Origin of the sequence: Streptomyces profundus, assembly GCF_020740535.1 — a bacterium.
Classification (GTDB): Bacteria; Actinomycetota; Actinomycetes; order Streptomycetales; family Streptomycetaceae; genus Streptomyces; species Streptomyces profundus.
In genome coordinates, this window is sequence record NZ_CP082362.1 from 5,461,817 (window position 1) to 5,485,918 (window position 24,102).

At 72.4% G+C, this 24,102-nt stretch carries 22 protein-coding genes and 1 pseudogene; 21 read left to right on the top strand and 2 right to left on the bottom strand.

All coding sequences use genetic code 11. The features are described 5' to 3' along the window. The first annotated feature begins 48 nt into the window (after nucleotides 1–48). Nucleotides 49–3,618 (top strand): chromosome segregation protein SMC, encoded by a 3,570-nt coding sequence (gene smc, locus K4G22_RS24145; RefSeq protein ID WP_228082441.1) that lies wholly within the window; start codon nucleotides 49–51, stop codon nucleotides 3,616–3,618. 121 nt (nucleotides 3,619–3,739) lie between these two features. Then, a complete protein-coding gene (ftsY, locus tag K4G22_RS24150) occupies nucleotides 3,740–4,945 on the top strand; it encodes a signal recognition particle-docking protein FtsY (protein ID WP_228082442.1) in 1,206 nt (401 codons plus the stop codon). On the opposite strand, the gene K4G22_RS24155 is transcribed toward ftsY, so the two are convergent. After that, nucleotides 4,942–5,655 carry a bifunctional DNA primase/polymerase gene (locus K4G22_RS24155; protein WP_228082443.1) on the bottom strand — a complete coding sequence of 238 codons (714 nt, stop codon included), beginning with the start codon at nucleotides 5,653–5,655 and terminating at the stop codon, nucleotides 4,942–4,944. The two genes, ftsY and K4G22_RS24155, sit on opposite strands and share 4 nt — an antisense overlap. Here K4G22_RS24155 and K4G22_RS31705 point away from each other — a divergent pair. From K4G22_RS31705 to K4G22_RS24245, 19 genes and pseudogenes are all read left to right on the top strand, one after another. After that, the gene (locus K4G22_RS31705) at nucleotides 5,654–5,785 is read left to right on the top strand and encodes a hypothetical protein (RefSeq protein WP_265590249.1); all 132 of its coding nucleotides are present in this window, start codon (nucleotides 5,654–5,656) and stop codon (nucleotides 5,783–5,785) included. The two genes, K4G22_RS24155 and K4G22_RS31705, sit on opposite strands and share 2 nt — an antisense overlap. 167 nt (nucleotides 5,786–5,952) lie before the next feature. Then, a complete protein-coding gene (gene nsdA, locus K4G22_RS24160) occupies nucleotides 5,953–7,473 on the top strand; it encodes a transcriptional repressor NsdA (protein ID WP_228082444.1) in 1,521 nt (506 codons plus the stop codon). Nucleotides 7,474–7,802: 329 nt separating this feature from the next. After that, nucleotides 7,803–9,101, top strand: a complete 1,299-nt coding sequence (locus K4G22_RS24165) for an ammonium transporter (RefSeq protein ID WP_228082445.1) — start codon at nucleotides 7,803–7,805, stop codon at nucleotides 9,099–9,101. After that, nucleotides 9,098–9,436, top strand: a complete 339-nt coding sequence (locus tag K4G22_RS24170; protein ID WP_062205909.1) for a P-II family nitrogen regulator — start codon at nucleotides 9,098–9,100, stop codon at nucleotides 9,434–9,436. The genes K4G22_RS24165 and K4G22_RS24170 overlap by 4 nt, the downstream gene beginning before the upstream one ends. Nucleotides 9,437–9,460: 24 nt before the next feature. Beyond that, complete coding sequence (locus K4G22_RS24175) at nucleotides 9,461–11,932, top strand: [protein-PII] uridylyltransferase (protein ID WP_228082446.1); 2,472 nt, start codon at nucleotides 9,461–9,463, stop codon at nucleotides 11,930–11,932. A 97-nt stretch (nucleotides 11,933–12,029) separates the two neighbouring features. Beyond that, entirely contained in the window at nucleotides 12,030–13,583 is a 1,554-nt protein-coding gene (gene ffh / locus K4G22_RS24180; protein WP_228082447.1) for a signal recognition particle protein, read from the top strand. A gap of 71 nt (nucleotides 13,584–13,654) precedes the next feature. Next, nucleotides 13,655–15,073, top strand: coding sequence for a proline--tRNA ligase (proS, locus tag K4G22_RS24185; protein ID WP_228082448.1), 1,419 nt, complete (start codon nucleotides 13,655–13,657; stop codon nucleotides 15,071–15,073). 135 nt (nucleotides 15,074–15,208) lie between these two features. Beyond that, nucleotides 15,209–15,829, top strand: coding sequence for a hypothetical protein (locus K4G22_RS24190; RefSeq protein ID WP_228082449.1), 621 nt, complete (start codon nucleotides 15,209–15,211; stop codon nucleotides 15,827–15,829). 149 nt (nucleotides 15,830–15,978) lie between these two features. Next, on the top strand, nucleotides 15,979–16,416 hold the full coding sequence (gene rpsP, locus K4G22_RS24195) for a 30S ribosomal protein S16 (protein ID WP_228082450.1): 438 nt from the start codon (nucleotides 15,979–15,981) through the stop codon (nucleotides 16,414–16,416). Between the two features lies 1 nt (nucleotide 16,417). Then, a complete protein-coding gene (locus tag K4G22_RS24200; protein WP_062205924.1) occupies nucleotides 16,418–16,657 on the top strand; it encodes an RNA-binding protein in 240 nt (79 codons plus the stop codon). A 132-nt stretch (nucleotides 16,658–16,789) separates the two neighbouring features. Continuing rightward, complete coding sequence (gene rimM / locus K4G22_RS24205) at nucleotides 16,790–17,332, top strand: ribosome maturation factor RimM (protein ID WP_228082451.1); 543 nt, start codon at nucleotides 16,790–16,792, stop codon at nucleotides 17,330–17,332. Continuing rightward, complete coding sequence (gene trmD / locus K4G22_RS24210) at nucleotides 17,329–18,138, top strand: tRNA (guanosine(37)-N1)-methyltransferase TrmD (RefSeq protein WP_228082452.1); 810 nt, start codon at nucleotides 17,329–17,331, stop codon at nucleotides 18,136–18,138. The genes rimM and trmD overlap by 4 nt, the downstream gene beginning before the upstream one ends. 134 nt (nucleotides 18,139–18,272) lie before the next feature. Then, nucleotides 18,273–18,620, top strand: a complete 348-nt coding sequence (gene rplS, locus K4G22_RS24215; protein WP_062205932.1) for a 50S ribosomal protein L19 — start codon at nucleotides 18,273–18,275, stop codon at nucleotides 18,618–18,620. A gap of 30 nt (nucleotides 18,621–18,650) precedes the next feature. After that, on the top strand, nucleotides 18,651–19,379 hold the full coding sequence (lepB, locus tag K4G22_RS24220; RefSeq protein WP_228082453.1) for a signal peptidase I: 729 nt from the start codon (nucleotides 18,651–18,653) through the stop codon (nucleotides 19,377–19,379). Then, nucleotides 19,372–20,661, top strand: a complete 1,290-nt coding sequence (gene lepB, locus K4G22_RS24225) for a signal peptidase I (RefSeq protein WP_228082454.1) — start codon at nucleotides 19,372–19,374, stop codon at nucleotides 20,659–20,661. The genes lepB (K4G22_RS24220) and lepB (K4G22_RS24225) overlap by 8 nt, the downstream gene beginning before the upstream one ends. After that, nucleotides 20,639–21,511: a signal peptidase I gene (gene lepB / locus K4G22_RS24230; RefSeq protein WP_228084215.1), complete on the top strand. Its 873-nt coding sequence runs from the start codon at nucleotides 20,639–20,641 to the stop codon at nucleotides 21,509–21,511. Before lepB (K4G22_RS24225) ends, lepB (K4G22_RS24230) begins: the two co-directional genes overlap by 23 nt. Before the next feature lie 57 nt (nucleotides 21,512–21,568). Then, nucleotides 21,569–22,339, top strand: a complete 771-nt coding sequence (gene lepB, locus K4G22_RS24235) for a signal peptidase I (protein WP_228082455.1) — start codon at nucleotides 21,569–21,571, stop codon at nucleotides 22,337–22,339. A gap of 13 nt (nucleotides 22,340–22,352) precedes the next feature. Then, the gene (locus tag K4G22_RS24240) at nucleotides 22,353–22,688 is read left to right on the top strand and encodes a DUF2469 domain-containing protein (protein ID WP_062205944.1); all 336 of its coding nucleotides are present in this window, start codon (nucleotides 22,353–22,355) and stop codon (nucleotides 22,686–22,688) included. Nucleotides 22,689–22,798: 110 nt separating this feature from the next. Continuing rightward, nucleotides 22,799–23,344 (top strand): annotated as a pseudogene (locus K4G22_RS24245) (peptidoglycan DD-metalloendopeptidase family protein); the annotation flags it as partial. 84 nt (nucleotides 23,345–23,428) lie between these two features. Here the strand turns inward: K4G22_RS24245 and K4G22_RS24250 are convergent. After that, a complete protein-coding gene (locus tag K4G22_RS24250; protein WP_228084216.1) occupies nucleotides 23,429–24,064 on the bottom strand; it encodes a TetR/AcrR family transcriptional regulator in 636 nt (211 codons plus the stop codon). Nucleotides 24,065–24,102: the final 38 nt, after the last annotated feature.

Consider the following 24,102-nt stretch of genomic DNA (forward strand, 5'->3'; position numbering starts at 1 on the left):
GCGTCGAAACGGCTAATCCCGGAAGAGCGCCGGGTAAAGTCCGACGGCGTGCACCTCAAGAGCCTCACCCTGCGAGGGTTCAAGTCCTTCGCCTCGGCCACGACGCTGCGCTTCGAGCCCGGCATCACGTGCGTCGTCGGGCCCAATGGCTCGGGCAAGTCCAATGTGGTGGACGCCCTCTCCTGGGTGATGGGCGAGCAGGGCGCCAAGTCGCTGCGCGGCGGCAAGATGGAGGACGTCATCTTCGCCGGCACCACGGGCCGCCCGCCCCTGGGCCGCGCCGAGGTCTCCCTCACCATCGACAACGCGGACGGCGCGCTGCCCATCGAGTACGCCGAGGTGACCATCACCAGGACGATGTTCCGCAACGGCGGCAGCGAGTACCAGATCAACGGCGACACCTGCCGGCTGCTGGACGTCCAGGAGCTGCTCTCCGACTCGGGCATCGGCCGGGAGATGCACGTCATCGTCGGCCAGGGGCAGTTGGACTCCGTGCTGCACGCCGACCCCACCGGGCGCCGGGCCTTCATCGAGGAGGCCGCCGGGGTGCTCAAGCACCGCAAGCGCAAGGAGAAGGCGCTGCGCAAGCTGGAGGCCATGCGCGCCAACCTCGCCCGGGTGCAGGACCTCACCGACGAACTGCGCCGTCAGCTCAAGCCGTTGGGGCGGCAGGCCGCCGTCGCCCGCAAGGCCGCCGTGATCCAGGCCGACCTGCGTGACGCCCGGCTGCGTCTGCTCGCCGACGACCTGGTCACCCTGCGCGGCGCGCTACGCGCCGAACTGGCCGACGAGGCGGCGCTCAAGGAGCGCAAGGACACGGCCGAACAGCGCCTGAGGGCGGCGCTGCGCCGGGAGAGCGAGCTGGAGCAGGAGGTCCGCACCCTCACACCGCGGGTGCGGCGCGCCCAGGAGACCTGGTACGGGCTATCCCAGCTGGCCGAGCGGGTGCGCGGCACCGTCAACCTGGCGGACGCCAGGGTCACCAGCGCGACGGCCCAGCAGCCGGAGGAGCGCCGGGGCAGGGAGCCCGAGGAGCTGGAGCGCGAGGCGGCGCGGGTGCGGGAGCAGGAGGCGGAGCTGACCGCCGCGCTGGAGGCCGCCGGCGTCGCGCTGGAGGACACCGTCGCCCACCGCGCCGAGCTGGAGCGGGCGTTGGCGGGGGAGGAACGCCGCCTCAAGGACGTCGCCCGCGCGCTGGCCGACCGCCGCGAGGGCCTCGCCCGGCTCCAGGGCCAGGTCAACGCGGCGCGCGGCCGGGCCTCGTCCGCGCAGGCCAACATCGACCGGCTGGCCGCCAGCCGGGACGAGGCGCTGGAGCGCGCCGCCGCCGCCCGCGCCGAGTACGAGGCGCTGCGGGACGAGGTGGCCGGGCGGGAGGCAGACGACGGAGAGCTGGCCGAGGCCCATGACGCGGCCAAGACGGAACTGGCCGAGGCCGAGACCGCGTTGACCGGCGCCAGGGAGCGGCTCGGCGAGGTGGAGCGGGAGCGCGCCGCCGTCGCGGCCCGGCGCGACGCGCTGGCGCTCGGCCTGCGCCGCAAGGACGGCACCGGCGCGCTGCTGGCCTCGGGCGACGAACTGGCCGGGGTCCTGGGCCCGGCGGCCGAGCTGTTGACGGTCACCCCCGGGTACGAGGTGCAGGTCGCCGCCGCGCTGGGCGCGGCGGCCGAGGCCGTCGCGGTGGCCGGGCCCGCCGAGGCCGCCGAGGCGCTGCGGCGGCTGCGCAAGCAGGACGCGGGGCGGGCCACGCTGCTGGTGGGCGCCGCCGACGACGAGGAGGGCGCCGGCCGGCCGGCCGACGAGCCGCCCGCGCCCTGGTGCTGGGCGGTCGATCTGGTGCGAGGGCCTGCCACGCTGCTGCCGGCCGTGCGCCGCCTGTTGGCCGGTGTGGTGGTGGTGGACACCCTGGACGACGCGCTGCGGCTGGTCTCGGCGCGGCCGGCGCTGACCGCCGTCACCGGCGAGGGCGATGTGCTCTCCCGCCGCCTGGCGCACGGCGGCTCGGCGGGCGCGCCCAGCACGCTTGAGGTGCGGGCCTCCGTGGACGAGGCGGAGGCCGAGGCGGAGCGGCTCGCCGCGCGCGCCGTCGAGTTGACCGCCGCCCGCGAGAGGGCCGTCGAACGGCGTCGGGCGGCTGCGGCGGCCGTCGAGGAGCTGGCGCGGCGGCGCAGCGCGGCCGAACGGGAGCGGTCCAGCGTGGCGCAGGACCTCGGGCGGCTCGGCGGCCAGTCCAGGGGCGCCGCGGGGGAGGCCGAACGGGCCGAGGCCGCGGTCGAGCGCGCCACCCAGGAGTTGACCCGGGCCGTGGAGCAGGCCGAGGAGTTGGCCGAACGGCTCGCCGTCACCGAGGAGACGAGCGAGGACGAGGACGATCCCGACACCTCGGTGCGCGACCGGCTGGCCGCCGACGGCGCCAACGCCAGGCAGACCGAGATGGAGGCCAGGCTCCAGGTCCGCACACACGAGGAGCGGGTGCGCGGTCTGGCGGGGCGCGCCGACTCGTTGGACCGCTCGGCGCGCGCTGAGCGCGAGGCCAGGGCCAGGGCGGAGCGGCGCCGGGCCAGGGCGCGGCACGAGGCCGAGGTCGCGGGCGCGGTCGCCGACGGGGCGCGGCAGCTGCTCGCCCATGCCGAGGCGTCGCTGGCCAGGGCCGAGGCGGAGCGCGCGGCGGCCGAGGCGGCCAAGGCGGAGCGCGAGCGGGCCCTGGACCAGGAGCGGTCGGCGGGGCGGGAGGTGAAGGACGAGCTGGACAAGCTCACGGACTCGGTGCACCGGGGCGAGGTGCTGGGCGCGGAGAAGCGGCTGCGCATCGAGCAGTTGGAGGCGCGGGCGCTGGAGGAGCTCGGCGTGGAGCCGGCGGGCCTGGTCGCCGAGTACGGTCCCGACCAGCTGGTGCCGCCCTCGCCGCCGGCCGAGGGCGAGGAACTGCCGGCGGATCCCGAGGATCCGCGCAACCAGCCGGTGCCGTTCGTCCGCGCCGCGCAGGAGAAGCGGCTGCGGGCGGCCGAGCGCGCCTACAAGCAGCTGGGCAAGGTGAATCCGCTGGCGCTTGAGGAGTTCTCCGCGCTGGAGGAGCGGCACCAGTTCCTGAGCGAGCAGTTGGAGGACCTCAAGAAGACCCGGGCCGATCTGTTGCAGATGGTGAAGGAGGTGGACGAGCGGGTTGAGGAGGTCTTCACCGCCGCCTACCACGACACCGCCAGGGAGTTCGAGGGCGTCTTCAGCCGGCTCTTCCCCGGCGGCGAGGGCCGGCTGGTGCTGACCGACCCGGACGACATGCTCGCCACCGGGGTCGAGGTGGAGGCCAGGCCCCCGGGGAAGAAGGTCAAACGCCTGTCGCTGCTCTCCGGCGGCGAGCGCTCGCTGACGGCCGTGGCCCTGCTGGTGTCCATCTTCAAGGCGCGCCCCAGCCCGTTCTATGTGATGGACGAGGTGGAGGCCGCGCTGGACGACACCAATCTGCAACGGCTGATCCGCATCATGCGGGAGTTGAAGGACAGCTCCCAACTCATCGTGATCACGCACCAGAAGCGGACGATGGAGGTCGCCGACGCGCTCTACGGGGTGTCGATGCAGGGCGACGGGGTCTCCAAGGTCATCAGCCAGCGACTCTCCTGAACCGGCCCCCGGCCCGGGCCCACCGGCGCGCGCGGCCCGTGCGCCGGGCGCTACCTTAGGAGCCGCACGCACTGACGCCTCGCCGCCCGGCCGCCGCGCCCGGGCACCACCAAGGGAACCGATGGACACTCTTCTCCTCGTCGCAGTCATCGCCGTGGTCGCCGTCGTGGCGGTCAGCGGCCTGGTCGTCAGTCGCAGGCGTCGGCCCGGGCCGCCGCCGGAGGGCGAGGGGGGGCGCAGCGCGACGCGTCCCGCGCCGCCGGAGGAGCCCAGGGTCGGTGACGACGCGGCGACGCCGGTCGACGAGGAGCGCCCCACCGTCGAGGATGTCGCGCTGCCGCCGGCCCCCGGCGAGACCGCGCCCCCGGCGGAGCCCGAGATCGAGGTCCCCGAGCCGTCTGCCGGCCGTCTCGTGCGGTTGCGCGCGCGGTTGGCGCGTTCGCAGAACTCCCTGGGCCGTGGCCTGTTGACGCTGCTCTCCCGGGAGCGTCTCGACGAGGACACCTGGGAGGAGATCGAGGACACGCTGCTGACCGCTGACATCGGGGTCGGTCCCACGCAGGAGCTGGTGGAGCGGCTGCGGGAGCGGGTCCGGGTGTTGGGCACGCGTACCCCCGAGGATCTGAAGGAGCTGCTCCGCGAGGAGCTGCTGGTCCAGCTGGAGCCGGATCTGGACCGCGCGCTGCACACCGAGGGCGGCGTCTCCGCCGATGGTGAGGAGCGCCCCGCCGTGGTGCTGGTGGTCGGCGTCAACGGCACGGGGAAGACCACCACCACGGGGAAGCTGGCCCGGGTGCTGGTGGCGGACGGCAGGTCCGTGGTGCTGGGCGCCGCCGACACCTTCCGTGCCGCCGCTGCCGACCAGCTCCAGACCTGGGGCCGGCGGGTGGGCGCGCGTACGGTGCGCGGCCCGGAGGGGGGCGATCCGGCGTCGGTGGCGTTCGACGCCGTCAAGGAGGGCATCACGGAGGGCGCCGACGTGGTGTTGGTGGACACGGCCGGTCGGCTGCACACCAAGACCGGGTTGATGGACGAGTTGGGCAAGGTCAAGCGGGTGGTGGAGAAGCAGGGCCCGGTGAACGAGGTGCTGTTGGTGCTGGACGCCACCACAGGACAGAACGGCCTGGTGCAGGCGCGGGTCTTCGCCGAGGTGGTGGACATCACCGGGATCGCGCTGACCAAGCTGGACGGCACCGCCAAGGGCGGCATCGTGGTGGCGGTGCAGCGCGAGCTGGGGGTGCCGGTGAAGCTGGTCGGCCTGGGCGAGGGCGTCGACGATCTCGCGCCGTTCGAGCCCGAGGCGTTCGTGGACGCGCTGCTCGACTAGGGCTCGACGGGCGACAGCCGGTGGCAGAGGCTGGCGAGGGCGCCGAGCAGCGGGTTGGCCGACGGCGGGGTCGCCGCCGTCTCCAGATCCGGCGGGCGCAGCCAGCCGACGGCGCCGAGCCCGGCGAAGTCGGACGGCGGGGCCGCGATATGCCAGCCGGCGCCCAGGCCACGGAGCCGGAGCCGGATGCTGCTCCAGCCCAACTTGTCGAGCAGCTGCGGGAGTTCGTCGGCGACGCCGGGAGCGACGAAGAACCAGGCGCGCCCGTCGGGGGCCAGCGCGACCGGGCCCATCGGGACGGCGAGGCGGTCGAGACGGGGGAGCGCTGCCCTGGCCACCGACTCGGGCACCTCCAGCACGTCGAAGGCCACGCCGGTGGAGAGCAGGGCGGTGGCGGACGGCGTGCCGGCCCTGGCGTCCGCCCAGATGTCGAGGGCGCGGTCGAGCGGGCTGCCGGCGAGGATGGTGCGGGCGGGCGGCAGCGGATGGGCGCCCGGACGGGCGCAGTCCGCGCGTCCGCAGGAGCACTCGGCGCGTAGCCGGCCAGCCGCCAGCCGCAGGCCGGCGCCCGGGGTGACGTCCCAGCCCCAGAGCCCGACGTACTCGGCGATCGCGGTGTCCATCGGGGAGCGGCCGGGAGCACGCCGTGCCCGGCCGATCGTCGGGCGTGGTTCGCCACGTTCCCGCATGCCGCCGATGGTGAAACCCATGCACACTCCAACGGGTCTGGTCTGCCGAGGTTACGGCTCGCGCCGGCGGCGCCCGGGGGCGCACGGCGGGCTGCGCACGCCCCCGGCGTGCTTCGCCTCGCTGGGCTTCGAACAGCGTGCGTACAAGTGAAGCGTGCGAGGTGGGCAATAGGTTCTGGCGGGAGGGGTGGCGAATGGTGGCGATTGCGATGGCGGTCTCGTCATGCGCGTGATCGTAGGATTACTTTCAGTGCACCGTAGACGGTATGTCAGCAGGGAACGTCCCCACCAAGGGACTCCCGGGATCGGAGCGTAAGCGTGGGCGGCAACGGCAGCGGCGGGGCCTCCGCCAGGCGGCCGAACGAACGGCTGACCTCGTGGTTCCACCGCAGTGGCTGGTCGAAGGGCGAGCTGGCCCGGCAGGTGAACCGACGGGCGAGACAGCTCGGCGCGCACCATGTCAGCACGGACACCTCGCGGGTGCGGCGCTGGCTGGACGGCGAGCAGCCGCGTGAGCCGATACCACGCATCCTCTCCGAGCTGTTCTCCGAGCGCTTCGGCTGCGTCGTCAGCGTGGAGGACCTCGGGCTGCGCTCCGCCCCGCACTCGGCCGCGGTCTCGGGCATCGACCTGCCCTGGGCGGGCAACCAGACGATCGCGCTGATCAACGAGTTCTCCCGGAGCGATCTGATGCTCGGCCGCCGGGGCTTCCTCGGCACCTCGCTGACCATGTCGGCGGGGCCCGCCCTGATCGAGCCGATGCAGCGCTGGCTGGTGCCCACGCCCACGGCGCCCGAGGGCCCCCAGGGGGCGACGCTCAGCTCGCTGCCGACCTCGGGGGCCGGCGAACCCCGCAGGCTGACCAGGATCTCCGGCGCCGAGCTGGACCAACTGGAGGAGGCCACCGCCCAGTTCCGCGACTGGGACGCGCAGTGCGGCGGCGGCCTGCGCCGCAAGGCCGTGGTCGGCCAGCTGCACGAGGTGACCGACCTGCTCCAGGAGACGCACCCGCCCCGGGTGCGCCGCCGACTCTTTCGAGTGACAGCCGAACTCGCGGAGCTGGCCGGCTGGATGAGCTACGACGTGGGGCTCCAGCCCACCGCGCAGAAGTACTTCGTGCTCGCGCTGCACGCGGCGAAGGAGGCGGAGGACCGGCCGCTGGGGGCGTACATCCTCTCCCAGATGAGCCGCCAGATGATCCATCTGGGCCGCGCCGAGGACGCGTTGGAGCTGATCCACCTCGCCCAGTACGGCAGCAGGGAGCAGGCCACCGCGCGCACCCAGGCGCTGCTGTACGCCATGGAGGCCAGGGCCTACGCCTCGCTCGGGCAGCCGCCCAAGTGCCACCGCGCGGTGCGGATGGCGGAGGACGCGTTCGCCGAGATCGGGCCGCGCGACGCCGATCCGGCCTGGCTCCGCTTCTTCTCCCGCGCGGAGCTGTTCGCCGAGAACGCCCACTCCTACCGGGACCTCGCCTATGTCGCCGGCCGCAGCCCCACCTATGTCTCCCGCGCGCGCCCGTTGATGGAGGAGGCGGTCCGGCTCTTCGCCGAGGAGTGCGCCGACGACTCCGGCGGAGGGCACCAGCGGTCGTATGCACTCAACCTCATCGGCATGGCCACCGTGCACCTGTTGGCGCGCGAGCCCGAGGGCTGCGTCCAGCTGTCCGAGCAGGCGCTGGATCTGGCCAACCGGTTGCGTTCCGAACGGGTGAGCAACCGGCTGCGCACCACCTGGGCGTCCGCCAGGAGGGATTTCGGCGAGGTGCGTGAGGTCGCCCAGCTGACCGAGCGGCTCACGGAGGAACTGCCGGAAAGCGAGGCCAGCAGGGCGGTGTAGTCACCGAGGAGGACACCGACCCCGGCCGTGCCCGCCACCCCGAAGAGCTCGACTCGGCTCCCCCGCCAGGTCACTCGGGTGGCTCAAGGGCACGGCCGGTTCTTGTCTCTCGGCCGGCTCGGCGCGACGGGTGCCTCCGACGGTGTCGGACACAGTAGCGCGCCCGGTCCCGGCCTCCGACTGTTTCATTGCGGTGTAACACGTGGTCGTCCATCGTCACGCCCGCGAAACACATCGGAGCATCGACCGAAACCGCCCTCGGGGAACGTGTGGCGCATCTTGACCCATCCTGCCCGCACGGTTGCACTTTCTTACGAGGAGACGTCACGTTGGAAGCAGCAGATATCGCTTTTGTAGTGATCTGTGCCGCCATGGTCATGCTGATGACCCCTGGCCTCGCCTTTTTCTACGGTGGCATGATCCGTGTCAAGAGCGCACTCAACATGCTCATGATGTGCTTCATCGCCACCGGCATCTCCAGCGTGCTGTGGGTGCTCTACGGCTTCAGCATCACCTTCGGTGACAGCGTCAACGGCGAGGGCAACGGCATCATCGGCAACTTCGACTACCTCGGCTTCAGCGGCATGCTGAACGTCGAGGGCGCCGACTCGCTCCTCACCTTCGCCGTGTTCCAGCTGATGTTCGCCGTGCTCACCCCGGCCCTGATCAGCGGCGCCCTGGCGGACCGGGTGAAGTTCAGCGCCTGGGCCGTGTTCATCGCCCTCTGGGTCACCGTCGTCTACTTCCCGGTCGCCCACTGGGTCTGGGGCGAGAACGGCTGGATCGGCGATCTGGAGATCGACGGCGCCAGCGTGATCGACTTCGCCGGCGGCACCGCGGTCCACATCAACGCGGGCATCGCCGCGCTCGCCGCCGTCCTGGTGATCGGCAAGCGCATCGGCTTCAAGAAGGACCCGATGCGTCCGCACAACCTGCCGATGGTGCTGCTGGGCGCCGCCCTCCTGTGGTTCGGCTGGTTCGGCTTCAACGCCGGCTCCGAGCTGGCCGCCAACGGCACCGCCGCGCTGATGGCCCTCAACACCATGGTCGCCACCGGCACCGCCGTCCTCGGCTGGCTCGCCTACGAGCGCGTCCGCCACGGCGCCTACACCACCCTCGGCGCGGCCTCGGGCGCCATCGCCGGCCTCGTCGCGATCACCCCGTCCGGCGCCAACGTCGACCCGATCGGGGCCATCCTCATCGGCCTGGTCTCCGGTGTGGTCTGCGCCTGGGGCGTCAGCCTGAAGTACAAGCTGGGCTACGACGACTCCCTCGACGTGGTCGGCGTCCACCTCTTCGGCGGCATCGTGGGCACCCTGCTGGTCGGCTTCCTCGCCGTCGACGAGACCGGTGGCTACGACGGCGGCTTCGCCCAGTTCGCGGTCCAGGCCATCGCGGCCATCGCGGTCATGGCGTACTCCTTCGTCGTCACCTGGATCCTGGCCAAGATCATCGACTCCACGATGGGCTTCCGCGCCTCCGAGGAGGAGGAGACCGCCGGCCTCGACCTGGCCTACCACGCGGAGACCGGGTACGACTTCAGCCAGGCCGGCTCCGGTTCGGTGCCGAGCAGCACGGTTCCCTCGACCGCCGACACGGCGGCCGGTGACAAGAAGGTGGACGCATGAAGCTCATCGTCGCGGTGATCAAGCCGCACCGGCTCGACGAGGTCAAGGAGGCCCTACAGGCGTTCGGGGTGCACGGCCTCACGGTCACCGAGGCCAGCGGCTACGGCCGCCAGCGCGGCCACACCGAGGTCTACCGGGGCGCGGAGTACACCGTCGACCTGGTGCCCAAGATCCGGATCGAGATCCTGGTCGAGGACGACGACGCGGACCAGCTGCTGGATGTCGTGGTGAAGGCGGCGCGGACCGGCAAGATCGGCGACGGAAAGGTCTGGAGCCTGCCCGTCGAGACCGCGATCCGCGTCCGCACCGGTGAACGCGGCCCCGACGCCCTCTAGGACAACCCCACGGGAGTGGACCGGATGACGGCCCTGACACCAACCACCGGCGAGGAAGAGGGCCGCGAATCCGGCTACGCCTCGGCCCGGCTGCGCCTCCTGACCCAGGAGGCGCGGTCCGGGCCGCCGCGTCGTGAACGGCTCGCCCGGCTCACCGACGAGTGGCTCGCCGGACTGGTGCGGGCGGCCCCGCGCCCCACGCGCCTGGCCCTGGTGGCCGTCGGAGGCTACGGCCGAGGCGAGCTCTCCCCGCGCAGCGACCTCGACCTGTTGCTGCTGCACGACGGCAAGGCCGCCACCGGGGAGATCGCCGCGGTCGCCGACCGACTCTGGTACCCGGTCTGGGATCTGGGCATCGCCCTCGACCACTCCGTGCGCACCCTCGGCGAGGCCCGCGCCACCGCGTCCGACGACCTCAAGGCCCACCTCGGCCTGCTGGACGCCCGGCATGTCGCCGGCGACGCCGCGCTCACCGCCGAGCTCCGCACCGAACTCCTCGCCCAGTGGCGGGCCCAGGCCCCCGCAAGGCTTCCCGAACTCCACGAGCTGGCCCGCGAGCGCACCCACCGCCACGGCGAACTGCCGTTCCTCCTCGAACCCGACCTCAAGGAGGCCAGGGGCGGACTGCGCGACGCCACCGCGCTGCGCGCCGTCGCCGCCTCCTGGGTGGCCGACGCCCCACGCCAGGGGCTTGAGGCCGCCCGCAACACCCTGCTCGACGTGCGGGACGCGCTGCATCTGACGACGGGCCGGGCCACCGACCGGCTCGCCCTCCAGGACCAGGACCAGGTCGCCGACGCCCTCGGCGTGCTGGACGCCGACACCCTGTTGCGCCAGGTCTACGAGGCGGGACGCACCATCGCCTACGCCTCCGACGTCACCTGGCGCGAGGTGAGCCGGGTGCTTCGCGCCCGCGGCGCGCGCCGCGGGCTGCGCGGCCTGCTGGGCGGACGCGCCGGCCGCGCCGCCCCCGCCGAGCACCGCACCCCGCTGGCCGAGGGCGTGGTGGAACAGGACGGCGAGGTCGGCCTGGCCCGCGCCGCCCGCCCCGACCGGGACCCGGTGCTGCCGCTGCGCGCGGCGGCAGCCGCCGCCGAGGCCGGCCTGCCGCTGGCCCCGCCGGCCGTCGCCGCGCTGGCCGCGCAGCCGGCGGCGCTGCCGGTGCCCTGGCCGGCCGAGGCCCGCGAGCAGTTGATCACCCTGCTGGGCGCGGGGCCCGACACCGTCCCCGTCTGGGAGGCCCTGGAGGCCGGCGGGCTGATCACCCGGCTGCTCCCGGACTGGGAGCGGGTGCGCTGCCGTCCGCAGCGCAATCCGGTGCACCGGTGGACCGTCGACCGGCATCTGGTGGAGACCGCCGTGCGCGCGTCCGCGCTCACCCGCCGGGTGCGCCGTCCCGACCTGCTGCTGGTCGCCGCGCTGCTGCACGACATGGGCAAGGGCTGGCCCGGCGACCACAGCGTCGCCGGTGAGACCATCGCCAAGGACATGGCGGCCAGGATCGGCTTCAACGCCGCCGACACCGAGGTGCTCGGCACCCTGGTCCGCCACCATCTGCTGCTCGTCGAGACGGCCACCCGCAGGGACCTCGGCGATCCGGCCACCGTCTCGCTGGTGGCCGACGCCGTCCGCGACCCGCTCACCCTGGAGCTGCTGCACGCGCTCACCGAGGCCGACGCGCTCGCCACGGGACCGGCGGCCTGGTCGACCTGGCGCGCCTCGCTGGTCGCCGACCTGGTGAAGCGGGTGGGGGTCAGCCTGCGGGACGGCGCCGCGCCCGAGCCCGTCACCGAGGCCCAACCCACCGTCGCCGCCGAGCGGTTGGCCGTCGAGGCGTACCGCACCCAGGCGCCGGTGCTGCGGCTGCGCGCCCGTCCCACCGAGACCGGCGACGGCGCGGACGCGTCGGAGGCGGCGGAGTCCGAGCCCGTCGGCGTGGAGCTGACCGTCGCGCTGCCCGACCAGCCCGGGGTGCTGCCGGCCGTCGCCGGGGTGCTGGCGCTGCACCGGCTGACGGTGCGCTCCGCCGAACTGCGCGGCATCGACCCCACCGGGCAGGGGCAGGTGCTGCTGCTGGACTGGCGGGTGGCCGCCGAGTACGGCTCGCTGCCCCAGGCCGAGCGGCTCCGCGCCGATCTGGTGCGGGTGCTGGACGGATCGCTCGACATCGCGGGCCGGCTGGCCGAACGCGAGGCCGCCTACCGCCGCCCGCGTCGCCGCACCCTGAGCGCGCCTCCGCCCCGGGTCACCGTCGCCCCGCTCGGCTCCCGGCTGGCCACCGTCCTCGAGGTGCGCGCCGGGGACGCCCCCGGGCTGCTGCACCGGATCGGCCGGGCCCTGGAGGACGCCGGGGTCAGGGTCCGCAGCGCCCATGTCTCCACGCTGGGCGCCAACGCGGTCGACGCGTTCTATGTGACCGGCGCCGACGGGGCCCCTCTGCCGCCGGCCGGGGCCACCGAACTGGCCCGTGACCTGGAGCGCGCGCTGGCCGGGTAGGCGGGTGGTGGCACGGGCTGCCGGTTTGGGCCGTGGGGCGGATACGCTGGAGGGCACCGCCGATCTGACCGCCGATGTGTAAGGATTCGCCAGCGCCGTGTTCGACACACTCTCCGACCGCCTTGCGGCGACGTTCAAGAACCTCAGGGGCAAAGGCCGTCTGAGCGAGGCGGACATCGATGCCACGGCGCGGGAAATCCGTATCGCCCTCCTCGAGGCCGACGTCGCCCTCCCGGTCGTCCGGGCCTTCATCAAGCAGGTCAAGGAGCGCGCCCAGGGGACGGAGGTCTCCAAGGCGCTCAACCCGGCCCAGCAGGTCATCAAGATCGTCAACGAGGAGCTCGTCGGCATCCTGGGCGGCGAGACCCGCCGGCTGCGGTTCGCCAAGAACCCGCCGACCGTGGTGATGCTCGCCGGCCTCCAGGGCGCGGGCAAGACCACCCTCGCCGGCAAGCTGGGCCGCTGGCTCAAGAGCCAGGGCCACACCCCGCTGCTGGTCGCCTGCGACCTGCAACGCCCCAACGCGGTCAACCAGTTGTCCGTGGTCGCCGAGCGCGCCGGGGTGGCCGTCTTCGCGCCGGAGCCGGGCAACGGGGTGGGCGATCCGGTCAAGGTCGCCGAGGACTCCATCGCCTTCGCCAAGGACAAGCAGTACGACGTGGTGGTCGTCGACACCGCGGGCCGGCTGGGCATCGACGAGGAGATGATGCGGCAGGCCGCCGACATCAGGGACGCGGTCCGTCCGGACGAGGTCCTCTTCGTCGTCGACGCGATGATCGGCCAGGACGCCGTCACCACGGCCGAGGCGTTCCGGGACGGCGTCGGCTTCGACGGCGTGGTCCTCTCCAAGCTCGACGGCGACGCCAGGGGCGGTGCGGCGCTCTCCGTCGCGCAGGTCACCGGCCGGCAGATCATGTTCGCCTCCAACGGCGAGAAGCTGGACGAGTTCGACGCCTTCCACCCGGACCGGATGGCGTCCCGCATCCTGGGCATGGGCGATGTCCTCAGCCTGATCGAGCAGGCCGAGCGCACCTTCAGCCAGCAGGAGGCGGAGAAGCTCGCCGGCAAACTCGCCAAGGGGCCCAAGGAGTTCACCCTCGACGACTTCCTGTCCCAGATGGAGCAGGTCCGCAAGATGGGCTCCATCTCCAAGCTGCTCGGCATGATGCCGGGCATGGGGCAGATGCGGGACCAGATCAACAACCTCGACGAGCGCGAGGTGGACCGCACCGCCGCCATCATCAAGTCGATGACCCCGGGCGAGCGCGCCGACCCGAAGAGCATCAACGGCTCGCGCCGGGCCCGCATCGCGCGCGGCTCCGGGGTGGACGTCAGCGCGGTCAAGGGCCTGGTGGAGCGGTTCTTCGAGGCCCGCAAGATGATGTCCAAGATGGCCCAGGGCGGCGGGATGCCAGGGATGCCGGGCATCCCGGGGATGGGCGGCCCCGGCGGTGGCAAGCGCAAGGGCAAGCAGCAGCCGAAGAAGGCCAAGGGCCGGCGCAGGTCGGGCAACCCGATGAAGCGCCAGGCCGAGGCGGAGGCGGGCGGTCGTCAGGAGGACGGCGGCACGTTCGGCATCCCGGGCGCCGGCCAGGACCCGGGTGACTTCGAGCTGCCCAAGGAGTTCCGGGACATCCTGCCGCCGAAGTGACGGCGGCGGGGAACGGGCTCCGGCGGCAACGGATTCACGGTTGGAGCCCGTTCCCCCGTACCATCTGCGCCATGGCAAAGGCTCCCGTACTCACCCCCCAGGCGCAGGACTTCCCGCGCTGGTACCAGGAAGTGATCAGCAAGGCCGAGTTGGCCGACAACGGGCCGGTGCGCGGCACCATGGTCATCCGACCGTATGGCTACGGTCTCTGGGAGCGGGTGCAGGCGGAGCTGGACACCCGGATCAAGGCGGCCGGCGCGCGCAACGCCTACTTCCCGTTGCTGATCCCCCAGTCCTACCTGGCCAGGGAAGCCGAGCACGTCGAGGGGTTCGCCCCCGAGCTGGCCGTGGTCACCCACGGTGGCGGCAAGCAGCTGGAGGAGCCCGCCGTGGTGCGGCCCACCTCCGAGACCATCATCAACGAGTACTTCGCGAAGTGGGTGCAGAGCTACCGCGACCTGCCGCTGCTGATCAACCAGTGGGCCAACGTGGTCCGTTGGGAGATGCGCCCGCGGGTCTTCCTGCGCACCACCGAGTTCCTCTGGCAGGAGGGCCACACGGCGCACGCCAGCTACGAGGACGCCAGGGACTTCGCTTCGCTGATCCACACGGACGTCTACGCCGACGTGATCAGCGACGTGATGGCCATCGACGTGGTGTGGGGGCGCAAGACCCCCTCCGAGCGGTTCGCCGGCGCCATCAACACGCTCACCCTGGAAGCGATGATGGGCGACGGCAAGGCCCTCCAGATGGCCACCAGCCACGAGTTGGGCCAGAACTTCGCCCGCGCCTTCGACACCCGCTTCCTCGGGAAGGACGGCGAGCGCGAGCTGGTCTGGCAGACCTCCTGGGGCCTCTCCACCCGCACCATCGGCGGGATGATCATGTCCCACGGCGACGACAACGGGCTGCGGGTGCCGCCCCGGCTCGCCGCCACCCAGGCCGTGGTGCTGGCGATCAAGGAAGACGAGGCCGTGCTGGCCAAGGTCCGCGAGATCGGTGCCGCGCTCTCAGCGGCCGGGGTGCGCGTCGAGGTCGACGACCGCACGGATGTGCCGTTCGGCCGGCGCGCGGTGGACTGGGAGCTGAAGGGCGTCCCGGTGCGGATCGAGGTCGGCCCCCGGGATCTGGCCGGCGGCACCGCGATGCTGGTCCGGCGCATCGCCGGCGGCAAGGAGCCGGTGGCCGTCGACGCGCTGCCCACGGTGGTGCCCACGGTCCTGGAGGAGGACCAGGAACTGCTGCTGCGGCAGTCCAGGGAGCGCCGGGAGAGCAGGACCTGGGACGTCTCGACCATCGAGGAGGCGGTCGAGGCCGCGACCAAGGCCGGCGGCTGGGCCAGGATCCCCTGGGCCGACCTCGGCCCCGAGGGCGAGGCCAGGCTCGCGCAGGACGCGGTCACCGTTCGCTGTCTCGTCGCCGAGGACGGCTCCGTGCCCGCCTCGGACGACGCCCCCGGCACCATCGCCGTGGTGGGCCGCTCCTACTGATCCCCCGCTCTCCGGGGCGGCCCGTCGGCCGCCCCGGAACGGGTGTGGGGGGTGGGCGAGCTGGTCGGTGTGTGCTACGAACTGACTGGTAAGTGCAAATTCGCGGACTTGCCCCGGAATCGGAACACACCGGGGATGTCGCTCGTTAAGCACGACGTGAGCACGACACCACCAGTACTCGCCGCCGAGCTGGCACACGCGTGGGCCGATATCCAACGGCACCACCCGGAGCTGCCGGATCTGGCCGCGCCCGAATCCCTGATCGGAGAGTCCTCGTCCGCCTGCGGGGCCGAGCTCTCCTTCGAACGCCTGCTGCATGAGGCGGTGCACGGCATCGCAGCCGCCCGAGGGGTGCGGGACACCTCGCGGGCCGGGCGTTACCACAACCGCCGTTTCCTCGCCATCGCCGAGGAGTTGGGCCTGGACCACCCCGAGGATCCGCATCCGAGCAGCGGCTTCTCGCTCGTCACCATGAGCCCCGAGACCAGGCGCCGCTACCGGCCCACGGCCGAGCGGCTCCAGCGCGCCCTCAAGGCGCATCTCGTCGCCACGGCCACGGACACCAAGCGCAGCTTCCGGGGGCCCGCCGCCCGCCATGGCTCCTCCGGCGGAGGGGTGCGCGTCAAGGCCGTCTGCGAGTGCGGGCGCAACGTCCGCGTGGTCCCCTCCGTCCTGGCCCAGGCGCCGATCGTCTGCGGGGCCTGCAAGAAGCCCTTCCAGATCGTGGACGTCGTAACGGTGGGAGCCTCCTCCTGAACGACTGTGGCAGAATGGTCCGCTGAACTCGACAGTCGCACAGGACCCTCTCTCCTCCGGCTGACGCGTCCACCGGGCCCGGGCCCGCCGCAACCCCACGCGGCGAGGGCGGGGCTCACCACGTCAATCACGCAGGAGACACCACACTCGTGGCAGTCAAGATCAAGTTGAAGCGACTGGGCAAGATCCGTTCGCCTCACTACCGCATCATCGTCGCCGACTCCCGCACCCGCCGTGACGGCCGGGCCATCGAGGAGATCGGCCTGTACCACCCGGTGCAGAACCCCTCGCGCATCGAGGTGGACACGGACCGCGTGCAGCACTGGCTGAGCGTCGGCGCCCAGCCCACCGAGCCCGTGCTGGCCATCCTCAAGGTCACCGGCGACTGGCAGAAGTTCAAGGGTCTGCCGGCCCCGCCGCCCATGAAGGTCGCCGCCCCCAAGGCCGACCGCCGCGCCACCTTCGAGGCCGCTGCCAAGGAGTCCGGTGGCGCGCCCAAGGGCGAGGCCATCACTCCGAAGGCGAAGAAGGCCGACAAGAAGGCCGCCTCCGAGGCGCAGGCCCCGGCCGAGTCGTCCGAGGGCTGAGATGCTCGAGGAGGCCCTGGAACACTTGGTGAAGGGCATCGTCGATCATCCCGATGAGGTCCAGGTCGCTTCGCGCACCCTGCGTCGGGGACGCGTCCTCGAAGTCCGGGTCCACCCCGACGACCTGGGGAAGGTGATCGGCCGCAACGGTCGCACCGCGCGGTCGCTGCGCACGGTCGTGGGCGCGCTCGGCGGCAAGGGCATCCGCGTCGATCTGGTGGACGCGGACGAGGTCCGCTGAGGCGTCACGTGGCATCACACGCAAGGGCCGGGTGCGGCAGTCGTCGCACCCGGCCCTCGCGTCTCCCGGCCATCGACGACCGGCCGTGCGCCGGTGTGGGGTGGCCCCCATCCACCGAGGAGCGGAAACACAGTGCAGCTGGTCGTCGCGCGGGTCGGCCGGGCCCATGGCATCAAGGGCGAGGTCACCGTCGAGGTCCGCACGGACGAGCCCGAACTGCGGCTGGCCCCCGGCCAGGTGCTGGCCACGGAGCCGCCGGAGACGGGCCCGCTGACCATCGAGAGCGGGCGGGTGCACAGCGGTCGGCTGCTGCTGCGCTTCGTCGGCGTCACCGGGCGTGACGGGGCCGAGGCGCTGCGGAACACGCTGCTGGTCGCCGAGGTCGACCCGGAGCAACTCCCGGACGACCCCGAGGAGTTCTACGACCATCAGCTGGTCGGGCTCCAGGTGGTCACCACCGGGGGCGAGCCGGTCGGCGAGGTCACGGAGATCGCCCATCCGCCCGCCCAGGACCTGCTGGTGGTGACCAGGCCGGACGGCGGCGAGGTGTTCGTGCCGTTTGTCGAGGCCATCGTGCCGACCGTCGACATCAGGGGCCGCCGCGTGGTCGTCGACCCCCCGCCTGGGCTGCTCGACGCCGGCGCCGGGGGCGCCTCGGACGAGGCCGGCGCATGAGGCTGGACGTCATCACGATCTTCCCCGAGTACCTGGAGCCGCTGAACGTCTCCCTGGTCGGCAAGGCACGCGCCCGGGGGCAGCTCGACGTCCGCGTGCACGACCTCCGCTCCTGGACCCACGACCGCCACCACACCGTCGACGACACCCCCTATGGCGGTGGCCCGGGGATGGTGATGAAGCCCGAGCCCTGGGGCGAGGCGCTGGACGCGGTGCTCGCCTCGGGCGAGGGGCGGCCGGTGGTCATCGTCCCGACGCCCAGCGGCCGGCCGTTCACCCAGGAGCTGGCGGTCGCGCTGGCCGCGGAGCCCTGGCTGGTGTTCACGCCCGCCCGCTACGAGGGCATCGACCGCCGGGTCATCGACGAGTACGCGCAGCGGCTGGACGTGCGGGAGGTCTCCATCGGGGACTACGTGCTGGCGGGCGGCGAGGCGCCGGTGCTGGTGATGGTCGAGGCCGTGGCCCGGCTGCTCCCCGGGGTGCTGGGCAACGCCGCCTCGCATCGGGACGACTCCTTCGCGCCCGGCGCGATGGCTGAGCTGCTGGAGGGGCCGGTCTTCACCAAGCCGCCCGAGTGGCGCGGGCGGATCGTCCCCGAGGTGCTCAGCAGCGGCCACCACGGCCGGATCGCCCGCTGGCGCAGGGACGAGGCGCTCCGCCGCACCAGCGCCAACAGGCCGGATCTGATCGCCGGTTGCGCCGTTGAGGCGTTCGACCGGCAGGATCGGGAGACGCTGACCGAGCTGGGCTGGGAGCCGGGCCCCGATGGCCGATTTTGGCGTGTGTCCTCCGCCGTGGAAGAATAGGTCGCTGGCTCACGCCCGGCGCGCGACCCCGCCACAGGGGGACGGACGCCGCCGAGTGCGTCCGGGCCGCACCCACCCGTCATATCGAACGTTCCGCCGATGACCTGTGGCATCGACGAGGAAAGCAGCAGACCATGAACCTCCTGGACAGCATCGACAGCGCATCGCTGCGCGAGGACGTGCCGAACTTCCGGCCGGGGGACACCGTCAACGTCCACGTCCGCGTCATCGAGGGAAACCGCTCCCGGGTGCAGCAGTTCAAGGGCGTGGTCATCCGCCGCCAGGGTTCCGGCGTCAGGGAGACCTTCACGGTCCGCAAGATCAGCTTTGGCGTGGGCGTCGAGCGCACCTTCCCGGTGCACACCCCGGTCGCCGAGAAGATCGAGGTCGTGACCCGCGGTGACGTCCGCCGCGCCAAGCTCTACTACCTGCGCAACCTGCGGGGCAAGGCCGCGAAGATCAAGGAGAAGCGGGAGAACTGAGCCGCTCGGGCGGCCGGTTAGCATCTCCGCGTGACTGACTCCGACGCGGCAGAACCCCCGGCAGAGCCCGCAGCAGAACGCTCCGAGCGCGACCAGTCCTCCGACCGGCCCAGGGCCAGGAGGCGTTGGTCGCGCTCGACGCGTTTCTGGCTCTCCGTGCTGCTGGCCACGGTGGTGATCACCTCGTTGGTCAGCAGGTTCGTGATGCAGCCCTTCGTGATCCCCAGCGGGTCCATGGAGGGTACGCTGCGCGTCGGTGACCGGGTGTTGGTGAACAAGCTGGCGTACGCGTTCGGGGGCGAGATCCGCCGCGGTGACATCGTCGTCTTCGACGGCAGCGGATCGTTTGTCGCCGAGAAGCCGGACCCCGGGCTGATCGAGGGGTTGGTGCGGACGGCCGCCGGCGCCGTGGGGCTGGCGCGGTCGTCCGATACGGACTTCGTGAAGCGGGTGATCGGCATCGGGGGAGACCGGGTGATCTGCTGCGACGACGAGGGAAGGATCGAGGTCAACGGCGAGCCGTTGGACGAGCCATATCTCTATCCGGGGGACAAACCTTCGAATGTCAGGTTTGATATTCGAGTGCCTGAGGGACGGTTGTGGGTAATGGGCGACCACCGTTCGGACTCGGCGGACTCCCGGGAGTACCTCGGCGCCCCGGGAGGCGGCACCGTCCCCGAAAACAAGGTCATCGGCCGTGCCGAGTGGGTCGGTTGGCCCATCGGCCACTGGACTTCCCTCCGGTCGGACCATGGGTGAGCGTGGCCGCCCGCGCGGTCGGCGGGCCGGTGGCGCGGGCCGGAGACGGCCGGGCGGGGAGGGCGGCCAGGAGCCCAACGCACCGTCCAGCCCGTCGGACGAGCCGCGCTGGGGCCGGCACGCCGCACCCCGTGGCGAGCCGTCGGCGGAGCCGGGCGAGCCGGCGGGGGAGTCCTCCCAGGAGCCGGGGGCCCAGGAGCCTCCCGCCACGCTGCGCGGCCCGGGCGAGGGCCGCGCGGATCGTCGCCGGGCGGCGAAGCGCATCAAGCGCCGCAGACGGCTGCGCGCCACCCGCGAGATACCGATCCTGATCGGCACCGCGCTGCTGATCGCGCTCTTCCTGAAGACGTTCCTGGTGCAGGCGTTCGTGATCCCTTCGGGGTCCATGGAACAGACGATCAAGATCGACGACCGGGTGTTGGTCGACAAGCTCACCCCTTGGTTCGGCTGGGAGCCGAGCCGCGGCGACGTGGTGGTCTTCAAGGACCCGGGCGGCTGGCTCGACCAGGAGCCCGTGGGCGAGGTCGACGATCCCCCGATGGGGATCAAGCAGGTCAAGGACGCGCTGACCTGGATCGGTCTGCTGCCGTCCCAGGACGACCAGGACCTGATCAAGCGGGTGATCGCGGTCGGCGGTGACACGGTGGTCTGCTGCGACGAGGGCGGCAGGATCACGGTGAACGGTGCCGCGTTGGACGAGCCCTACCTCTACCCGGGAAATCCGCCGTCCCAGATCGAGTTCGACGTCGAGGTGCCCCAGGGGCGCCTCTTCGTGATGGGGGATCATCGCTCCAACTCCGCTGATTCCCGCTATCACCTGGACGACCCGGGGCAAGGTACGGTACCGGAGGACCTTGTGGTGGGGCGGGCCATGGTGATCGCGTGGCCCTTCGGACACTGGCAACGGCTCGGCGACACGGAGGCGTTCTCCGGGGTGCCGGAGCCGGGAGGCGGCACCGTCGACGCCCGGGGTTCCGGCCAAGCCAAGGAAAAGCCCTCCCTGCCGATTCCTGCGGAACTCCCGCTCGTTATGGGTGTGGTGGGCCTGTTGCGGCCCTCGGACGGGTCACTGCGTAGCAAGAGGAGCGGATGTGGGGGATGTGGCGGTGGGTGCGCGATCCAACGCGGAGGAGCCGGAGGAGCGTCGTCCGGTGAGTCCGACTGGCGAGCCGCCCGGCGATGGTCCCTCCGACGCGCGGTCGGCCGCCGGCGACGCCGAAGACGTCGCGCCCGAGGCTGCCGAGGAGGAGCGGATCCGGCTGGAGAAGACGGATCCGGCTAGCGCCGGCGGGGACGAGGCCGCCGGGGACGGCGCCGGTCGGCGCAAGCAGCGGTCCTTCTGGAAGGAACTGCCGATCCTCATCGTCATCGCCGTGGCGTTGGCGCTGGTCATCAAGACGTTCCTGCTACAGGCGTTCTCCATCCCCTCGGACTCCATGCAGAACACCCTCCAGCGCGGGGACCGGGTGCTGGTGGACAAGCTCACCCCCTGGTTCGGCAACACGCCGGACCGGGGCGCCGTGGTGGTCTTCCACGATCCGGGTGGCTGGCTCGGCGAGTCCCCGTCCAACGAGGGGGTGGGCGCGGTCATCCAGGACGGGCTGAGCTTCATCGGCCTGATGCCGTCCGCCGAGGACCAGGACCTGATCAAGCGGGTGATCGCGGTCGGTGGGGACACCGTGGAGTGCCACAAGGGCGGTCCCGTCCTGGTGAACGGCGAGGCTCTGGACGAGAGCGCCTATCTCTATCCCGGCAACACCCCCTGCGACGACCGGCCGTTCGGCCCGATCGAGGTGCCGGAGGGGCGCCTGTGGATGATGGGCGACCACCGCCAGGACTCCCTCGACTCCCGCTACCACCAGAACCTCCCCGGGCAGGGCACGGTCTCCGAGGACGACGTGGTGGGCCGCGCGATCGTGATCGCCTGGCCGGTGACGCGTTGGGGCACGCTGCCGGTTTCGGGCGAGCTCGGGGCGGTGGCCGGCGCCGCGCTCGCCGGGACGCCGGGCTCAGCGGCGCTGGTGGGCGTGGTGCCGCTGGCGTGGTGGCGCCGCCACCGGGCCGCCACGGCCGGGCAGGTGCCGGCGGTCGTGACCACGTCCGTGACGGGGACGCGATCCCCCGAGGGCTGATCGACTCCCGGCCGCTGGGTAGTGTCACCTCCTGAGACGAATCGGGAGGGGGCGCCGATGAGCGGGACTCCACGCCGTGGTGGACGACTCGGCCGTGCGCTGTCCAGCGTTGCGGTGGGCCTTGGCTGTGTGCTGTTTCTCGGCGGGTTCGTGCTGGCCGCGTTTCTCTATCAGCCGTACACGGTGCCGACGGACTCCATGGCCCCCGTGGTGTCCTCGGGGGATCGGGTGCTCGCCGAGCGGATCGAGGGCCATGAGGTCCGGCGCGGGGATGTGGTGGTCTTCAGCGACGCCGAGTGGGGCGATCTGCCGATGATCAAGCGGGTCGTCGGCATGGGCGGCGACACGGTCGCCTGCTGTGACGACTCCGGCCGGTTGCTGGTGAACGGCGATCCCATCGACGAGCCCTATCTGGATGAGGAGTACGAGGAGTACGCCGCCTCGCCGACCGGTTTCACCGCCGAGGTGCCCGAGGGAGAGCTGTTCCTGCTCGGGGATGATCGGTCTGATTCCCTGGATTCGCGCAGCCTGCTCGCGGAGGGCAACCCGGGGACGGTGCCGGTTGACGCGGTGTCCGCCCGGGTGGAGGCCACAGTCTGGCCGTTCGACCGGATCGGCTCGTTGCCCGAGGCCAGCGGCTTCGCCGAGCAGCCGGGCGGCGTGTCGGGGGACGGCCCGCTGTGGCCGCTGGTGTGGGCCACGGGGGCGGGCGCCGTGTTGATCATCGCCGGCGCCGCCTATCCGCCGATCGCCCGGCTGACCTCGCGTTCCCGGCGCGATGGCGTGCGCTCGTCATCGGTGACGCACAATGAGGGGACGCACGGCTGAAGGGGATCACGCCATGAGTGCCGAGGACCTCGAAAAGTACGAGACCGAGATGGAGCTGAAGCTCTACCGGGAGTACCGGGACGTGGTCGGGCTATTCACGTATGTGATCGAAACTGAGCGTCGTTTCTACCTCACCAATGACTACGAGATGCAGGTGCACTCGGTTCAGGGCGAGGTGTTCTTCGAGGTCTCCATGGCGGATGCCTGGGTCTGGGACATGTACAGGCCGGCTCGCTTCGTCAAGCAGGTGCGGGTGCTCACGTTCAAGGACGTGAACATCGAGGAGCTCAACCGCAGCGAGTTGGACCTGCCCGAGGACAACGGTTTTCGGGGCGGGCGCGGAGGCTAGTGCTTCCGTTTCACTCGCGCGGGTGAGCGGTTTCTCGCCAGTGGCCCGGTTGTCCACAGATTTGCGATCACTGCCCCTCTGGGCCTCGCCGGCATGCCAGTCTGCGCGGCATGAGGTCGCTCATCGGTCCGCTGACCGCGCTGCTGTGTCTGACGTCCGCCCTGGCCCTGCTGGGCCCGGGGCCGGCGTCCTCGTCCCCGTCCCGTGCGCCCGCCGCCGCCTCCTCCGAGCTCGCGAGGGCGAGCGCCCCGCAGGTGGCGAACGCCCGACCGGGGGAGCAGGGCGGCGGTTCCGCCGTCGGGGAAGCCCTCGGGGCGAGCGAGGGCTCGGCCGGGTCCGGCTGGCCGGTGCCGGGGGCGGACGGGGGCGAGCGGCCCGTGGTGGAGCGAGGCTTCGAGCCGCCGCCCCGGCCCTGGGCCGCGGGACACCGGGGGGTGGATCTGGCCACCGCGCCCGGGGCCCTCGTGCGGGCGGCGGCCGAGGGGCGGGTCTCCTTCGCCGGAACGGTCGCGGGGCGCGGAGTGGTCACGGTCGAGCTGGCGGGCTCCGGGCTGCCCCCACTCCGGCTGACCCATGAGCCGGTCACGCCGGCCGTGCGGGAGGGGGATCGGGTGGTGGCCGGGCAGGTGCTGGGCGAGCTGGCGTCCGGGCCGTTCCACTGCGCCGTGCCCTGCCTGCACTGGGGCCTGCGGCGCGAGGACCGCTACGAGGATCCGCTCGCGCTCGTTCCCGAGCGGCTGCTACGCCGGGGGCCCGCCCGGCTGCTGCCGACCCTCGGCGTTCCCGAGCCCGTCGAGGGCGATGGCCTCGCCGGCGGCCACGCCGTCCACGGCGACCCGGGCGGCCACTTCGGCGATCCGCTCGAAGGAGGGGGCGTCGGGCCCGTCGGCGGCGGCGACGGTGGTGACGGCCGCGTCGATGATCCCGCGCAGCAGCCCGGCCACCACGGCCGGCTCCCGGTGGCCCAGGTCCCGCAGCACTCCGACCACCAGCTCGGCCAACGCGCCGTGGGCCGCCCTGATGCCCGCCCGCGTCGCATCGTCCAGCTCGCTGCTGGAGATGGCGACGACGGCCTGGTGGCGCTGGTCGGTGGCGAGGGCCAACTGCTGCCGCACATAGGCGGTGATCTTCTCCCGAGGCGTGTCCGCGGCATCCATCGCCGCCTCGATCTCGGCGGCCCAGAGCGGGAAGTCGGTGGCGCACAGCTCGGCGACCAGATCCGCCCGGGAGGAGAAGTACTCATACACCGAGGAGCGGGCCAGCCCCGTCCGCTCGGCCAGCGCCGGGAACGTCAGGGCGCGGGCGCCGCCCTCGGCCAGGAGGGAGCGCGCGGCGTCCAGCAGGGCAGCGCGCCGCATCTTGCGGTGCTCGGCCACCGTGGCTGCTCGAATCCTGGGCACCTTCTCACTGTAGG

Coding starts and splice junctions, on each gene's coding strand:
- lepB (WP_228082454.1), top strand. CDS start 19,372: ATGGGTGAGCGTGGCCGCCCGCGCGGTCGGCGGGCCGGTGGCGCGGGC.
- ftsY (WP_228082442.1), top strand. CDS start 3,740: ATGGACACTCTTCTCCTCGTCGCAGTCATCGCCGTGGTCGCCGTCGTG.
- K4G22_RS24190 (WP_228082449.1), top strand. CDS start 15,209: ATGTCGCTCGTTAAGCACGACGTGAGCACGACACCACCAGTACTCGCC.
- K4G22_RS24175 (WP_228082446.1), top strand. CDS start 9,461: ATGACGGCCCTGACACCAACCACCGGCGAGGAAGAGGGCCGCGAATCC.
- K4G22_RS24170 (WP_062205909.1), top strand. CDS start 9,098: ATGAAGCTCATCGTCGCGGTGATCAAGCCGCACCGGCTCGACGAGGTC.
- proS (WP_228082448.1), top strand. CDS start 13,655: ATGGCAAAGGCTCCCGTACTCACCCCCCAGGCGCAGGACTTCCCGCGC.
- K4G22_RS24155 (WP_228082443.1), bottom strand. CDS start 5,655: ATGGGTTTCACCATCGGCGGCATGCGGGAACGTGGCGAACCACGCCCG.
- K4G22_RS24200 (WP_062205924.1), top strand. CDS start 16,418: ATGCTCGAGGAGGCCCTGGAACACTTGGTGAAGGGCATCGTCGATCAT.
- K4G22_RS24240 (WP_062205944.1), top strand. CDS start 22,353: ATGAGTGCCGAGGACCTCGAAAAGTACGAGACCGAGATGGAGCTGAAG.
- trmD (WP_228082452.1), top strand. CDS start 17,329: ATGAGGCTGGACGTCATCACGATCTTCCCCGAGTACCTGGAGCCGCTG.
- rplS (WP_062205932.1), top strand. CDS start 18,273: ATGAACCTCCTGGACAGCATCGACAGCGCATCGCTGCGCGAGGACGTG.
- K4G22_RS31705 (WP_265590249.1), top strand. CDS start 5,654: ATGCACACTCCAACGGGTCTGGTCTGCCGAGGTTACGGCTCGCGCCGG.
- lepB (WP_228082455.1), top strand. CDS start 21,569: ATGAGCGGGACTCCACGCCGTGGTGGACGACTCGGCCGTGCGCTGTCC.